Source organism: Nitritalea halalkaliphila LW7 (genome assembly GCF_000265075.1).
GTDB classification, from domain to species: Bacteria; Bacteroidota; Bacteroidia; order Cytophagales; family Cyclobacteriaceae; genus Nitritalea; species Nitritalea halalkaliphila.
Genome location: NZ_AJYA01000016.1, coordinates 133,197 through 148,486 on the forward strand (window position 1 = coordinate 133,197; position 15,290 = coordinate 148,486).

Sequence of the window (15,290 nt, forward strand, 5' to 3'; positions counted from 1 at the left end):
TTCCGCAGTGAGGGGGCCGGGCACGCTTACCAAGAATGGATTTATGGATACGATACAAGAGCCGGAAGAGCATTTAGAGATATTTGGCGCCCGTGAGCACAACTTAAAAAACGTCGATTTACGGATTCCGAGGAATAAGTTGGTGGTCATTACGGGCCTCAGTGGGAGTGGGAAGAGTTCGCTGGCTTTCGACACGATTTATGCGGAAGGGCAGCGCCGTTACATGGAGTCCTTTTCGGCCTATGCGCGTTCCTTTTTAGGTGGGATGGAGCGTCCGGAGGTGGATAAAATAAATGGGCTATCGCCGGTTATTGCGATCGAGCAGAAGACGACGTCTAAAAATCCGCGTTCCACGGTGGGCACGGTGACGGAGATTTACGATTTTATGCGGCTGCTTTTTGCCCGTGCGGGCAAAGCGTACTCTTACCTCAGCGGACAGCCGATGATTCGACAGACCGAAGACCAGATCATCGAGCAGCTGTTTACCCATTTTAAGGGGCAGAAGTTATACATCTTGGCGCCCGTGGTGAAGGGGCGTAAAGGGCATTACCGAGAGCTTTTCGAGCAGATCCGCAAGATGGGTTTTGCGAAGGTGCGCGTAGATGGCGTGGTCTTAGAGGTGCAGCCGAAAATGCAGGTGGACCGCTATAAAATCCACGATATCGAGATCGTGGTGGACCGAGTGGTGGCGGAGGAGGAAGACCGCTACCGCATTACGCAGTCGCTGAAGACGGCCTTGCAGCACGGGAAAGGGGTGCTGATGCTGCGGGATGAGAAAGGTGAAATTCACCACTTTTCTAAGTTTCTGATGGACCCTACTACGGGGCTAGCCTATGATGAGCCAGCGCCGAATAACTTTTCTTTTAATAGCCCTTATGGGGCCTGCCCAACTTGTAATGGGCTGGGTGTTATCGAAGAAATCACGCGGGAGTCGCTCTTTCCGGATCCGAGCCTATCGATTACGATGGGGGGCATCGCGCCTCTGGGAGAATACCGGGATATTTGGATCTTTAAAAAGATCGAAGCGATTCTTAAGCGTTTTAAGGCGAGTATGTCCACGCCTGTCGGCAAGCTAAGCGAGGATGTCCTCCAGGTGCTGCTCTATGGCGACGGAGAGGAAATCGCGGTGGACTCGGTGAAGTATCCGGGCACCAAGTGGACGACCAGTTTTGAGGGCATTATCCATTCCTACAAAAGCAGCAGGAGGGGGGGTCTGATAAAATTCAGAAGTGGGTGAGTGAGTTTACCACCACGCGTGTGTGTCCAGACTGTGAGGGGTATCGCCTGAAGAAAGAGTCCCTGCATTTTCGCATCGCCGACAAGCATATCGGGCAGCTGGCCATGCTGGATATTACCAGTTTAGGGGAGTGGTTCGCAGACTTAGAGGAGCGTTTGGACGAGCGCCAAAACGCCATCGCCAGGGAGGTGCTAAAGGAGATTCGCAAGCGTATCGGCTTCCTTTTGGCCATCGGCCTGGATTATTTATCCTTAAACCGACCCTTGCGGACCCTTTCCGGGGGTGAGGCCCAGCGAATACGGCTGGCTACTCAGATCGGCACGCAGCTCGTCGGGGTATTGTATATTTTAGATGAGCCCAGCATCGGGCTGCACCAGCGGGATAATGCGAAATTAATTCGCGCCCTGCAGGATTTACGTGATTTAGGGAATTCGGTCTTGGTGGTAGAGCATGATAAAGACATGATGCTTTCCTCTGATTTTCTGGTGGACATCGGTCCAGGGGCAGGGCGCCACGGGGGGCAAATCGTGGCCATCGGTACTCCTCAGGAGGTTTTAGCACAGGGAAGTGTCACGGCTTCCTTTCTGAGTGGCAAGCGAAGCATTCCTGTTCCGGAGAAGCGACGAAAGGGCTCGGGTGAGTTCGTACGCATAAAAGGAGCCAGTGGTCATAACCTGAAAAAGGTCAATGTGGATTTCCCGCTAGGAACGATGATCTGTGTGACGGGTGTCTCGGGAAGTGGGAAGAGTACGCTTATCCATGAGACGCTGTATCCGCTGTTAAACCAGTATTTTTATAAGAGCAAGAAAAGTCCACTGCCCTATAAGTCCGTGAGTGGGCTGGAGCATTTAGATAAGGTAATTGAGGTAGATCAGTCTCCTATCGGCCGGACACCGCGTTCGAATCCAGCGACGTATACGGGTGTTTTTACGGATATCCGTGCGCTGTTTACGGATTTGCCGGAGGCAAAAATCAGGGGCTACAAGCCGGGCCGTTTCAGCTTTAATGTGAAAGGGGGCCGCTGTGAGGACTGCGAAGGTGCGGGCATGAAGCTGGTGGAAATGGACTTTCTGCCCGATGTGCACATTCCCTGCGAGACCTGTAAAGGGAAGCGCTACAACAGGGAGACGCTGGAGGTGCGTTTTAAGGGGAAATCCATCGCCGATGTATTGGATATGACGGTGGAGCAAGCGGTGGAGTTTTTCGAAAACCAGCCGAAAATTCTACGTAAAATTCAGACCCTGCTGGAGGTAGGCTTGGGGTATATCACCCTGGGGCAGCACGCCACGACACTTTCTGGCGGTGAGGCGCAGCGGGTGAAGCTGGCCACGGAGCTATCCAAGAAGGATACGGGAAAGACCTTTTATATCTTGGATGAGCCCACGACAGGGCTGCATTTTAAGGATATCGAGCACCTGTTGGCAGTTTTGAATAAGTTGGTCGATAAGGGCAATACAGTGCTTATTATCGAGCATGATCTGGATATCATTAAAGTATGTGATTACCTGATCGATATCGGTCCTGAAGGGGGGCGCGGTGGAGGTACCGTGGTGGCCACCGGAACCCCAGAGCAGCTCGTGAAAGTAAAGGAAAGTCACACGGCGAAATTTCTTAAAAAAGAGTTGGGGTAATCTTGGACCCCCATTTTCCCACTAATCAAAATATAGAGCCTTGTAATGCAAGGCTTTTTTTATATTTGGGTTTTACACTATGGATAGAAAAAATTTATATTGGCTCTTACAGGTTCTTGGCTGGACACTTTTTGGCTTGATTAATTTGTTTTTGGTCTCGCTGGAGCGGACGATTAGCTGGACGCAGGTGGGTGCTTTCTTTAGTCTCTCGCTGCTGTATCTCTTAACCACCCACGCCTTTCGGTTAGTCATCAAAAACCGACAGTGGCTCCAGTTAAAAATAAGTGCGCTGATCGTGCGGGCCATCGCATCGCTCTTGCTGTTAGCCATCCTGAATACCATCGGGCAGATCGTGATCAATTGGGTTTTCGGGCTACTGGATGTGGGGTTTGATTTTCGCCAGGTGGTGCTGCTGGGAAATGTTTTCGTAAGCTTCATTTTCTATGCCTTGTGGACCATGGTGTATGTTATATTTCATTTTTTAGACAATTACAACCAGACCCTTCGGTATGAAGCCAAGATAAACGAGATTCAGCTGAATCATTTAAAGTCGCAGTTGAATCCACACTTTATCTTTAATGCGCTGAACAGTGTGCGTGCCTTAGTGGATGAGGACCCAGGAAAAGCGAAGGTAGCGATTACGCAGCTTTCTAATATTTTGCGGTTTTCGCTGATGATGGACAAAAAAAGGACAATTGATTTCGAAAAAGAACTGAATACTGTAAAAGATTATCTAAATTTAGAAAGTGTAAGGTATGAGGAGCGGCTGCGTGTCGAGTATGATATCGACCCTGTGGCGTACGAGTACCGTGTCCCCCCCATGATGCTGCAGACCATCGTAGAAAATGCGATCAAGCATGGCATCAGCTCGAAGCTAGAAGGCGGTACGATTAAGATAAGCTGTTACGAGGGCTTAGATGCAGAGCTGATCATTATGGTGAAGAACACGGGACAGCTCACGGCTAAACCCGCTCCCAAGCGGAAGTCTGGTGAGGGACATGGTATTAATAATACCATCCAGCGGCTCAAGTTGATTTACGGAAATAAGGCCTCCTTTAAGATATATAATGCAGGGATTCAGGATGTAGTCACCCAGATCAACATCCCTAAAAATGGAATCAAAGTTTAATAGAAGTAGATAGAAAACTGATTATGCGAGCGATTGTAATTGACGACGAGCGTTTAGCCCGTAAGGAATTGATTAATTTGTTAGCCCAATTTGACCATGTGGAGGTGTTGGCTGAGGCCAATAACGTCGATGATGCGAAGGAGAAAATCGAGGCATTAGCGCCAGATGTGGTTTTCTTAGACATCCAGATGCCGGAAAAGACGGGTTTCGACCTTTTAGAAGAGTTAGAGGCAGTTCCGCATGTCATTTTTACCACAGCTTACGACGAATACGCCATTAAAGCCTTTCAGGTGAATGCTCTGGATTATCTCCTCAAGCCGGTGGAGCCCGCGCGCTTACAGGAGGCTATCAACAAACTTTCGCAGACCATCGCTTCTTCTAAGCAGGAGCAAGCTGCGGCCGCTTCGCGTGAGTCTGAAAAAAAATTAGGTTTAGACGATCAGGTATTCGTGAAAGATGGTGACCGCTGCTGGTTTGTGAAACTAGCTAATGTCCGTTTATTCGAATCCGATGGAAATTATATTAAAGTGTACTTCGACTCGAATAAGCCGATGATTCATAAGTCTTTGAATGCCTTAGATGAGCGCTTAGACGAAAAAAGCTTCTTTCGCGCCAGCAGAAAGCATATCATAAACCTCAGCTGGGTAGAGGGAATAGAGCCTTGGTTTAATGGAGGCTTAGTGGTCACTCTGAAGGGAGGAGACCGCATCGAAGTAAGTAGGCGACAGGCGTCTCGTTTTAAAGAGATGATGAGTTTATAAGTTTTGGGCAGCAGGCACGTTAACCCAAGTAGGTTGCTGCTGTGCTGCCGCTACAGAGGAATGCCATGAAAGAGGACCGCATATTAATTGTAGAAGATGAGCTGGATATCGCCGAAAATATCCAAGAGATTTTAGGCCTCTTGGAGTATCAGCATATCGATATCGCGAACTCAGCAAATCAAGCTGTCAAGCTGATCAAGAGGAGTAAACCCGATTTAATATTTATGGATATTAAGTTGAAGGGTGATAAAGATGGAATCGAATTAGGGGAGATGATTAAAAATATGGTGGATGCTCCCCTCGTTTACGTGACCTCGTACAGTGACCCTTCCATAATCGAGCGTGCCAAGCGTGTGCATCCTGCAGGATTTATCGTGAAGCCTTTTACGACGAACGATATTCACGCGATTACGGAGATCGCGATGTTTAACTCGCGAAACCAGCCAAAGGTAGAGCTTCCTACAGCCGTGCCACAAGCTGCCGAAGCGCTTCCCGATGCGATTTTTATTCGCTCAGGCATTCGCTATACGCGTGTGGGCTATGAGGAAATCATCTACGTGAATGCCAGTGGCAATATCGTAACGGTGCATACAGATAAAAAAGAATTTGTGGTACGTAAATCCCTCCGTGAAATGGAGGAAATTTTAAGCCCACATGGCTTTTTACGTGTGCAAAAGTCCTATATGGTCTCCCTTCGGCGCATCGAGGCCTTTACCACCAAGGAAATTTTCATGGATAATGGCGTGACCGTGCAGATCGGCAGACAGTATTACAGCATCCTACTTTCGAGGCTGAATATCATCATCGATAGTTAGGAGAGATTAGCTGCTAGCGACTTAGTGCAAATCATAGATTTGAATAATTCCGGCTGTATCACCTTTCGCATCGACGACGATGAGGGAGGTGATTTTTTTCTTCCGGAGCTCTTCCTCAGCCTCATGTAGGGATAGCGTGGCGGTGATGGTTTTCGGGTTCGGCGTCATAAACTGGCTCGCTTTTAAGTTCCAGGCCGCAGGACCTTCGCGCTCTAAGAGTCTTCTGAGGTCGCCATCCGTAATGATCCCCGTCGTTCTGTTCCCTTCATTCACGAGTGCCAGCCCCAAGCGTCCCTCACTGATGACCTGAATGATTTCGATTAACGTGCTGTCAGGCTGAATAAGCGGCAGGTTTTCCGTACGCATTTTATGGCCAACTTTAGCTAACAATTTCCTTCCCAGGCTTCCACCGGGATGAAAACGGGCATAGTTCTCTTCCATAAATCCTTTTTCTCGCATCAGCGCCACGGCCATGGCATCTCCCATCGCCAGCATCACAGTGGTGGAGGTGGTAGGCGCTAGTTTTAAAGGGCAGGCTTCCTCGTGAATTTTCACCCAAATGTGGTGATGGGCGTTTTGGGCGAGCGTAGAGTCCGTTCGCGCACTCATGGCCAAAATCACATTTCCGTTTTCTTTAAAGAAGGGGAGGATTTTTAACACTTCGTCCGTTTCGCCGGAGTTACTCAGCAGCAAAACCAGGTCCTGAGGATCTACCATCCCTAAATCCCCGTGGAAAGCCTCTGCGGGGTGCAAGAAAAAGCTGGGCGTCCCTGTGCTGGCTAGGGTGGCAGCGATTTTTTTTCCGATGATTCCAGATTTCCCCATGCCAGAGACCACTACTTTTCCTGAAGTGGCTAATATGGCCTTCACCGCCTGCTCGAAGCCATCGGAGAGCAGGTCTATCTGCTCTAGGAGAGCCTGTGCCTCATTCTGAAGGGTTTCTTTCGCGGTTTGGATGATGGAGGAAGTAACAGACATGGTATGCATAAGGTTAGGCAAAATTCACATTAAGAATGGGTCAGGCGCTCCAGAAGCCCTTCCAGATCGCTTAGGAAGAGCATGTTAGGGCCATCGCTCAGCGCCTCATTTGGGTTAGGGTGCGTCTCCAGGAAGTAACCATCAGCGCCGAAGGCTTTGGCCGCCAAGGCCATAGCTGGAACGAACTCCCGGTTTCCGCCGGTTTTTCCGCCTGCACCCCCTGGGCGCTGCACGGCATGAGTACAGTCCATCACGACGGGATAACCATAAGCCTTCATGTCAGGAATGTTACGGAAATCCACCACTAAGTTGTTGTAGCCGTACATATTTCCGCGCTCCGTCAGCAGAATTTGGGTATTGCCGGCTTCTTCTACCTTGCGCACGGGGTAGGCCATGTCCTCGCCAGAGAGAAACTGCGCCTTTTTGATATTGACGATTTTTCCTGTTTCTGCCGCTGCGGTAAGCAGGTCGGTCTGCCGACAAAGGAAGGCGGGAATCTGAAGGATATCGGCCACTTCAGCTACGGGCTGGGCCTGATAGCTCTCATGGATATCAGTGATGATGGGTAAGGCATAGCGGGTCTTGATGAGGTCCAGGAGCTGCAGGCCTCGCTCCATCCCTTGGCCACGATAAGCGCCCGCAGACGTTCTGTTCGCTTTATCGAAAGAAGCCTTGAAGACGATCGGACGCTTCAGTTTTTCGCGCAGCTGCACGAGCTTTTCAGCCACCTCTTCGAGCAGGCCTTGGCTTTCGATCACGCAGGGGCCTAAAAGGAAAAAAGGGCCAGTTTTTAAGGAGTCGTAAAGGGTCATAGGTTGAATTTTTTTCGGGCCTGTTCCAGGTCTTCAAGGGTGTCGATGCCCTTTTCTGGGTGGGACACCTCTAGCATTTTTATTTTATAGCCATGGGCCAGTGCCCGCAGCTGTTCGAGTTTTTCGGTTTGTTCCAGATGGGCGGCAGGCAGGCCTGCAAAGGTCTGCAAAAAGGCGCTAGCATAACCGTAGAGGCCGATGTGCTTCTGGAAGAGCGGTCCTTCCGCTGCCTTGCCATCACGTGGAAAAGGAATCGGCGCGCGTGAAAAATAGAGCGCATAGCCGGCGTTATCGGTCACGACTTTTACGGTGTTCGGGTCTTCTAAGCCTGTTGGATCTTCCCCAAGGGCATAGACACTTACCATGTTTTCTTGCCCCTCACGCAGCGCTACAGCTACCGCGTCGATGGTGGCCGCATCTATAAAGGGTTCATCGCCCTGCACATTGATGATGTAGTCCGCCTGTAGGCCACGGGCGGCTTCGGCGATGCGGTCGGTGCCACTTTCATGCTGCTCGCTGGTGCGGATGACGTGCGAGGTAAAGGTGCGACAGACGGCCTCCACGCGTTCATGGTCGCAAGCGATCCACACTTCATCCACCTCGGTGGCACGTAGGCAGGCATCATATACCCGCTGGATCAGAGGTTTTCCGCCCAAGTCCGCCAATACTTTTTCGGGTAGCCGGCTCGACTGGAGACGGGCGGGTATGACTATCGCTGTTTTCATCGCTTCTTTTTTTGCCTTGACCCTGCACATTTTCTAGGTGGAGGGCGCTTTGCTGTGCAAAAATAAGCAATTCCTTCCGCTTTCTACTCTCCTTTTCTAGCCAATTCCCGCCCCGCTGAGCAGGACCGCCTTCGTGAGCTGATTTGCCGAAGCCCCTTTCTTTTAGAGGGCTTTGAAGAGCGGGCCCTTTGCGCCCTGCGCCACCCTTAGAGCAGCTCGTTCGCCAGGTTCGCCAGCTCGGAGCGCTCGCCTTTTTCCAGCTTGATGTGGGCATAGAGGGGGTGGTCCTTCACGCGGTCGATCAGGTAGGAAAGGCCATTACTCTGCGCGTCGAGGTAGGGCGTATCGATCTGATGCACATCTCCCGTGAAAATGATTTTCGTGTTTTCACCCGCCCGGCTGATGATGGTTTTGATCTCATGAGGGGTCAGGTTCTGGGCCTCATCGATGATAAAAAAGATGTTCGATAGGGAGCGCCCACGGATGTAGGCCAGTGGCTGGATGAGAAGCTTCTCCTGCGTCACCATGTCGTTAATGCGCTGGAACTCCTTATCGCTCTCCTTAAACTGATGCTGGATAAATTTCAGATTATCCCAGAGCGGCTCCATGTACGGGTTCAGCTTAGACTTGATATCGCCCGGGAGGTAGCCGATATCTTTATTGGAAAGGGGTACGATGGGCCGGGCCAGAAAAATCTGCTTGTAGTCCTGCCGCTGCTCTAGGGCGCCGGCTAGCGCCAAAAGGGTTTTTCCTGTGCCTGCCACTCCCTGTATGGTTACCAACTTGATGCGCGGATTTAGGATGGCGTGCAGCGCAAAGGCCTGCTCTGCATTTCGGGGCTTGACTTGGTAGGCGGTGGCCTTGTCTACGCGCTCCATCGTGTTATTTTCTGCATTATAGTGCGCTAGGACAGAGTTTTTATTGCTTTTCAGGATGTAAAAAGCATTTGCCTTTCGCTTCCGGGTGCCTAAAATATGCTTGGCCTCCACCTCATGAGAATCGTAAAGCAGGTTGATTTTTTCGGAATCCAAACCTTCTAGCAGGTATTTACCGGTATTTTCAAGTTCGGAGATATTTTTAATCTTACCTGTTTCGTAATCCTCCGCGTGGATGTCGAGCGATTTGGCCTTTAGGCGCAGGTTGATGTCCTTACTGACTAAAATTACTTTCCGGTCCTGTTCCTTTTGCTTCAGGTGGAGGGCGGCGTTTAGGATTTTGTGGTCATTTTTTTCTTCCCCGAAGATTTCGTTTGCGTTCAGGCGGTTATCTGGGTTCATGAGCACCTTAAAATGGCCTTTGGTCTTACCATTTAGCGGCGTCCATTCGTGGATCATGTGCTCCTCGGAGAGCTTATCCAGCAGGCGAATAAACTCCCGCGCCTCGTAATTTTTCGTGTCATTCCCTTTTTTAAATTGATCGAGCTCTTCTAAAACAGTGATCGGGATGACGACATCATGCTCCGCAAAATTCATGATGGCATTATGTGCATACAGGATGACGGAGGTGTCGAGGACAAAAATCTTTTGGTTTTTACTGGCGGACTTGGGCATAGGCGAAAGGCACGGTTTTAGGGTAATGTAGTGGTTTTAGGATCATTTTCTTGCTTTTAATTTAACTGAAAAAGCGCGGTTTCGCCTCATGAATTCCTCAAAAACTTCTTAGAAATAATTAAAAAATTCAACTATAAGCCCTTCAGAAACAGGAAAAACAGGCCGGAGAGTGTGTCTAGGGGCCTGTTTTTCATGCAGTTACTGTGTTTTTATTAGGCTTGGTGCTGTGCGTGTCGCGTTTTTGGCCGAGGGCCAAAGCCTTCGATCGCGTTTAAGCCACTGGCTGCTGCTTCGGGGAGAGCAGCTCGAGCACAAACTGGTCGAGGACCCCAGGGCGCACATGGGGCATCACCACGATCTTATACCATTTCGGCTGGTGCTCGTAGCTATCGGCGACGAGCTGGTATTTTTCAGCCAGTGCTGCGGGGACGTAGGCTGCCCGGATGGCGATGATGTTTAGGTAGGGGTTACGGAAGAAAGGGATACCGGCGTCTTTCAGTTTGTTACAGATGCGTTCGGTGCGGTCGCAGAGCATTTCCATCTTGTAGCGCCAGCCCTCGGAGCCGTGGATCTGTAAAATCATCCACATGGAGATGGCATTTGCGCCCGAGCGGCTGCCGCTGATGGTATAATCTTTTCCAGGGATATACTGTGCTTCGTCGGTTTTCACATAGTCGAAAAAGCCTTTTCGAATCAGGAATAGGCCGGTTCCATAGGGCGTTTGGAGCATTTTATGCCCATCCGCCGTGATGGAATTCATATACTTGTTTTGGAATGTAAAACGGCTTTCCGCATGGGTGAAGGGGTAGATAAAGCCTCCATAGGCAGCGTCCACATGGAGCATAAAGGGCAGCTCACGGCTGCTGAAGAAATCTCCATACCGATCGATGTCGTCCACCGATCCGAACATCGTCGTGGAGAGGTTGGCGATAACGATAAAGTAGTGGACGCCCTGTTCTTGAGCAGCGGCGATGGCCTTTTCCAGCGCTTCTTCCGTAACTTCTCGGGTGTCTTCAGTGACGGGAACGATGATATTTTGGAGCTGCAGGATATTAGCGCCTTTCGGCATGGAGTAATGGGAGTCGGAGGAGTAAACCAGGCCGATTTCTTCCAGTTTGGCCCCTTTTTCCCGCATAAAATAATTGCGGTACACCCACATGGCTTCTAAATTCGCTTCCGTACCGCCTGTGGCCACATAGCCATCTACGGTATTCGGTGCTGCCTGAAAGATCTCTTCCGCGCAGAGGCGGATAAGGTCCTTTTCTACGTCTTGGGTTCCTGCAAAAACGGGTAGCACGGAAGTTTCACTTAGGGTATGCACGCCGATATGGTTGGGGTTCCGAACCATGGCGGACATGTAGGGCGCATCTTTAAGGAAGGGTGCGTCGGGATAAAATTCGGTAGTATCGAGGTAGGTGCCCGGGATTCCCAAGATGGGGCGGTCACCACGATAGTCTAAATTCGCCTCTAAGGCGCTGAAAATATGTTGCTTAATCTGTTCGTGTGTCTTTTTTTTCCAGTACATGCTGTCTGTTGTTTTGGATAGGGGAAAATGGATGTTTTTTTGGGCGGTAGCCCAAAGTTCCCGTTCTACTCCCTGCATGCCGCTCCTTTTCGCCTGCTTCGGGGCAGGGTCTCTGTAGCGGATGGGGTAGTGAAGGGCTGTGCATTTAGCGGTTCCAGATGCTCCAAGCGGCTTCGGCCTGTAGGTGGAGCATTTCTAATCCATTTTTGACGACGGCACCACGCGCTTCTAGGGAGCGCATGAGGAAGGTTTTTTCAGGGTTATAGACCAGGTCGTACACCTTATGGCGTGCACTGATGAAGGAGGGGTCTATAGGGGGCATGGTTTCGGTATGCGGATACATGCCGAGGGGGGTAGTATGGATGAGCAGGGTGTGCGTCTGGTAGAGGCTGGAGCTCCTGCTTGAGGGTTTCGTAGCTGATTTGTGCGGGGCCGGAAGCGCTGCGGCTAACGGTGAGGGCGGGGATGTGGAGATCCTCGAGGGCTTTTAAAACGGCCTTTGCGGCTCCGCCGCTTCCGAGTACCAAGGCCTGAAGTGGCGCTGTGGATGCTGGCTCCGGATGTTCTGACAGCCACTGCTGAAGGGACTGCTTGAAGCCGAGGTAATCGGTGTTATAACCTACCATTTGGCCTTTTTCGAAGGCGATGCAATTCACCGCGCCGATGCTGGCGCAAGCGGGATCCAGGCGATCGAGGTAGGGAATGATGGCCTCCTTATAGGGGATGGTGACGTTTAGCCCGGCGAGGGGCTGCTGGAGCAGGCTACGGGCTTCCTCGATCGAGGCCAGTTCGTACAGGGCATAGGCATGCGCGCTCAGGCCTTCTCTTTCAAATTTTTCGGTGAAGTACCGTTTGGAAAAAGAGTGGGAGAGGGTTTTGCCGATGAGTCCGTACTGTTTCATGCTCTTTTTAGGTAGTAGGCGCTACGTTCTATGCCGAGCACCAAAATTATTCCAAAAGCGAATGCAATCAAAGCTTGGACCACTAAAGGTTCCATTCCGGTGCTTTCGAAATAGGCGGTAGGCCATACATTTTCTGTCAGGAAGGGCTTCTGTTCGCCGGAGGAGCTGAGGCGGTAGCTCAGGATTTTTTTCCAAGGCCAGATTTTCCATAGTGAGCCCAGCATAAAGCCGGACAGCAGGGCGAGTGTCAGGCTAAAATAGGTTTCGAGCAGCCACTTGATCAGGCGGCTGAAGCTCAGGATGCCCAGCAGACAGCCTGCTCCGAAGATGGTGATGCGCAGGAAGTCGCGCTCATTTACAGCTTGGAGCACATACTCATACTGCCCCATGACGATGAGCAGGAAGCTACCACTTACGCCGGGTAGGATCATGGCGCAGATGGCGATGCGCCCGCGCCAAAGAGGAAAAAGAGGTTTTCATTTCCTTCTCCGGGGGGAATGGCGCTGATAAGCAGGGCGATACCGATTCCTGCGAGCAGAGCCAGAAAGGTTCCGATTTTCCAGCTTTGGATATCGCGTAGGATGATGATGCCAGAAATCAGGATCAGGCCGCTGAAGAAGGACCACACGACGATGGGATGCTCGGCCAGTAGGGAGGGGATGATCCGGGATAAGCTGACGATGCTCAGCCCGATTCCTGCTAGTACGGTGAGGAGAAAGGTGCCATCGATGGCTTTCCAAAAGGCGGCGAAGGAGCCCGTAAACAGAAGGCGTAGGCTTTCTTTATTCAGTGCGGTGATAGCGCCGAGGAGACGTTCGTAGATGCCGGTAATCAGGCGATGGAGCTCCCGAAACGCCGGGGACGACGTCTGCTGCACCCATGGCGGCACCTTTTAAAAAGTGAAATAAACCGGGGCGGATGGAATTTTGCATAAGGTTGAAAAAGCGATGGGCCGCTGTGCGCGAGGTGCAGCACAGCGGCAAGTACTTATTTTACGCCGAGGAAATGGTCAAAGGTATCGCCTCGAAGGCCTAGGCGTATCGTTTCGAGCGGGATGAGCTCATGTGGGGCGATATTTCCTAGGTTTACATTTGCTCCTAAAAGCTTCACAAACCACACCTGCTGCATCTTCTGAGGAGCCTCCCAGATGATTTTATCTTCTGGAATTTTCGTCAAAATTTCTTCGACGAGCCCTTGGCGCACCTCTCCAGAGTCACGGAAAAGGCCCACGGTTCCTCCTTCACGTGCTTCGCCGATGACCTTCCAGGATCCGGCTTGGAGTTCAGCGCTCATCTGCTCGATCCAGCGGTAAGGGGGGATGATTTTAGCGGCGTCCTTACTGCCCACTTCGGAAAGTACAGTGACCAGCTTGCTGAGGCGCTCGATATACGTGCACTTCTCGTCGTGCGGCATGCTGATAGAGCCATCCGAAACCTCGGCGAATTCCAGCTTATATTTATCTAAAACGCGGATATAGTCTTCGAACTGATCGCGTACCACGAAAGCCTCAAAGAGGGTACCTCCGAAATAGACCGGAATGCCGGCGTCTCGGTAGACTTTAATCTTGGCTTCCAGGTTCTTCGTCACATAGGAGGTCGCCCAGCCGAGCTTTACGATATCTACAAAATCTGCATTTGCGTCTACAAAATCCTCAACTTCACGGATGCTGAGGCCTTTATCCATGACCATGGTATACCCTTTCGTACGCGGTTTCTCCGTACGTATGGGTATATTTTTCAATACGTAATTCATTTAATTTGTTTAACGGGCTTAAAATGAATGATTATTTGCCTTCTTTGAACTGGTTTATCAGCTTGTAAATGGCTTTCTGATGCTCCAGCTCTGGCATGTACTCGTATAAAAGACGGTGCTTTTCAAAATCCAAAGTTAAGGCATTTTCCAAGACTGTGAAAGCTTCCTTGTATTTCCCCAGACGAATGAGGTAAACGACGAGCCGGTAATAAAGTTCTGCCGTTTCTGGAAGCTCTTCTATGCCCTCGTTTATCACATCGATGGCTTCTTCAAAGCGATTTTGGTCTAGGTAAATAATAGATAAGTTTACATAGGTCTCTAAAATCCCCGGTTCTAAGTTGATCGCCTCCTCGTAGGCCTCTGAACTAGCAGCGAGATTGCCCAGTTTATATTCTGCGTCTGCTAAGCCCACATAAAAGTTTGCATTGTCATCTGCTAGTTTTATCGCTTTTTTAAAATAATGCACGGCCTCGAAGTACTTATCTCGCCTCAGCATGCACATGCCGAGCCCGAAGAAGGCATCTTCATATTCGGGGTCTAGCTTGGCGGACTTCTTAAAATACTTAAAAGCCATATCGATGTCGCCCAGCTTTTCGTACGCGGCGCCGAGGTAGCAGGAATTTTCCGCATTCGCCCCTTCACAGTTGATGGTATTCTGATACGCCTCTCGGGCCAGCTCGAACTTTTCTAGGTTCATGTAGGCGTTTCCGAGGTTAAAGTATGCGGAGGCGAAGCTGTCATCGATTAGCAGGGCGTATTCATAGGCTTGGATGGCTTCTTCGAAGCGTCCGAGACGATTATACACTACGCCTAAATTATACCAGGCCCCAGAGCTATACGGGTCCTGATCGATGAATTCGCGATAGAAATCGAGGATCTCCTCGAAGTTGCCCTCCTCTTCGGTGAGCATGGCCAGCTGGAACAGGGCATCTTCATGGCTGATGCGTAGTTTTACACAGTTTTTATAGGCTTCGAGCGCTTTTTCATTCTCTCCATTGGCACGGTAAAAATTCCCTAACAGGTATTGCACCTCTGCTTGATCTTCTGCCAGTGGGAGAAATTCCTCTAAAAGGGTAATGGCCTCCTTTATCTGCCCGCTTAGCAGCAAGGCATTCGATAAAGAAAGGATGATATCCTCGTTATAGGGCGATATATTATTCAACTGCTCGAGCAGGTCCAGTCCCTCTTCCAGATCTTCTGTGAAAATGAGGCACTGTGCGTATAAAATTTTTAGCTCTAAGCTATACGGGAAGCGGTCTAAACCGAGTTTAGCGGCTTTTAAGGCTTTTTTAAAGACTTGCTCGTCGATATAAAAGCGAATGATATCTTCGAACTCCTCTTCTTCGAAGTACAAGTCCAAATTGGCTTTCAGCGAGCTTTCAAAACGCGCAACCAGGGCCTTATCATTTTCCCAATCGTTATCAAAATCTCCTGTCATGCGTTTTTTTTCTTAATTTACTATAATTCCTGATA

12 protein-coding genes and 2 pseudogenes are annotated in these 15,290 nt (G+C 50.2%); 4 read left to right on the forward strand and 10 right to left on the reverse strand.

Features of this window, described 5'->3' with window-relative positions:
* Positions 1-43 precede the first annotated feature (43 nt).
* The 4 genes and pseudogenes from uvrA (at position 44) to A3SI_RS06200 (ending at position 5,573) form a co-directional block, all read left to right on the forward strand.
* Positions 44-2,868, forward strand: a pseudogene (uvrA, locus tag A3SI_RS06185) (excinuclease ABC subunit UvrA).
* A 79-nt stretch (positions 2,869-2,947) separates the two neighbouring features.
* A complete protein-coding gene (locus tag A3SI_RS06190) occupies positions 2,948-3,997 on the forward strand; it encodes a sensor histidine kinase (protein ID WP_009054417.1) in 1,050 nt (349 codons plus the stop codon).
* A 23-nt stretch (positions 3,998-4,020) separates the two neighbouring features.
* Positions 4,021-4,758, forward strand: a complete 738-nt coding sequence (locus tag A3SI_RS06195) for a LytR/AlgR family response regulator transcription factor (RefSeq protein ID WP_009054418.1) — start codon at positions 4,021-4,023, stop codon at positions 4,756-4,758.
* Positions 4,759-4,823: 65 nt separating this feature from the next.
* A complete protein-coding gene (locus tag A3SI_RS06200) occupies positions 4,824-5,573 on the forward strand; it encodes a LytR/AlgR family response regulator transcription factor (protein WP_009054419.1) in 750 nt (249 codons plus the stop codon).
* Positions 5,574-5,594: 21 nt separating this feature from the next.
* On the opposite strand, the gene A3SI_RS06205 is transcribed toward A3SI_RS06200, so the two are convergent.
* From A3SI_RS06205 to A3SI_RS06245, 10 genes and pseudogenes are all read right to left on the reverse strand, one after another.
* Positions 5,595-6,551, reverse strand: coding sequence for a KpsF/GutQ family sugar-phosphate isomerase (locus A3SI_RS06205; RefSeq protein ID WP_009054420.1), 957 nt, complete (start codon positions 6,549-6,551; stop codon positions 5,595-5,597).
* 29 nt (positions 6,552-6,580) lie between these two features.
* Positions 6,581-7,363, reverse strand: coding sequence for a 3-deoxy-8-phosphooctulonate synthase (gene kdsA / locus A3SI_RS06210; RefSeq protein ID WP_009054421.1), 783 nt, complete (start codon positions 7,361-7,363; stop codon positions 6,581-6,583).
* Positions 7,360-8,088 (reverse strand): 3-deoxy-manno-octulosonate cytidylyltransferase, encoded by a 729-nt coding sequence (gene kdsB, locus A3SI_RS06215; protein WP_009054422.1) that lies wholly within the window; start codon positions 8,086-8,088, stop codon positions 7,360-7,362. The genes kdsA and kdsB overlap by 4 nt, the downstream gene beginning before the upstream one ends.
* Before the next feature lie 206 nt (positions 8,089-8,294).
* The gene (locus tag A3SI_RS06220) at positions 8,295-9,638 is read right to left on the reverse strand and encodes a PhoH family protein (protein ID WP_009054423.1); all 1,344 of its coding nucleotides are present in this window, start codon (positions 9,636-9,638) and stop codon (positions 8,295-8,297) included.
* 271 nt (positions 9,639-9,909) lie between these two features.
* Complete coding sequence (locus A3SI_RS06225) at positions 9,910-11,163, reverse strand: aminotransferase class I/II-fold pyridoxal phosphate-dependent enzyme (RefSeq protein ID WP_040670289.1); 1,254 nt, start codon at positions 11,161-11,163, stop codon at positions 9,910-9,912.
* 145 nt (positions 11,164-11,308) lie between these two features.
* The gene (locus tag A3SI_RS22290; RefSeq protein ID WP_316929092.1) at positions 11,309-11,485 is read right to left on the reverse strand and encodes a hypothetical protein; all 177 of its coding nucleotides are present in this window, start codon (positions 11,483-11,485) and stop codon (positions 11,309-11,311) included.
* Positions 11,445-12,065 carry a shikimate dehydrogenase family protein gene (locus A3SI_RS06230; protein ID WP_009054429.1) on the reverse strand — a complete coding sequence of 207 codons (621 nt, stop codon included), beginning with the start codon at positions 12,063-12,065 and terminating at the stop codon, positions 11,445-11,447. The genes A3SI_RS22290 and A3SI_RS06230 overlap by 41 nt, the downstream gene beginning before the upstream one ends.
* Positions 12,062-12,954 (reverse strand): annotated as a pseudogene (locus A3SI_RS23185) (DUF368 domain-containing protein). Before A3SI_RS23185 ends, A3SI_RS06230 begins: the two are co-directional and overlap by 4 nt.
* A 98-nt stretch (positions 12,955-13,052) precedes the next feature.
* Positions 13,053-13,817, reverse strand: a complete 765-nt coding sequence (locus A3SI_RS06240) for a phosphosulfolactate synthase (RefSeq protein ID WP_009054434.1) — start codon at positions 13,815-13,817, stop codon at positions 13,053-13,055.
* A 31-nt stretch (positions 13,818-13,848) separates the two neighbouring features.
* Positions 13,849-15,255, reverse strand: a complete 1,407-nt coding sequence (locus A3SI_RS06245) for a tetratricopeptide repeat protein (protein WP_009054436.1) — start codon at positions 15,253-15,255, stop codon at positions 13,849-13,851.
* Between the last annotated feature and the right edge of the window lie 35 nt (positions 15,256-15,290).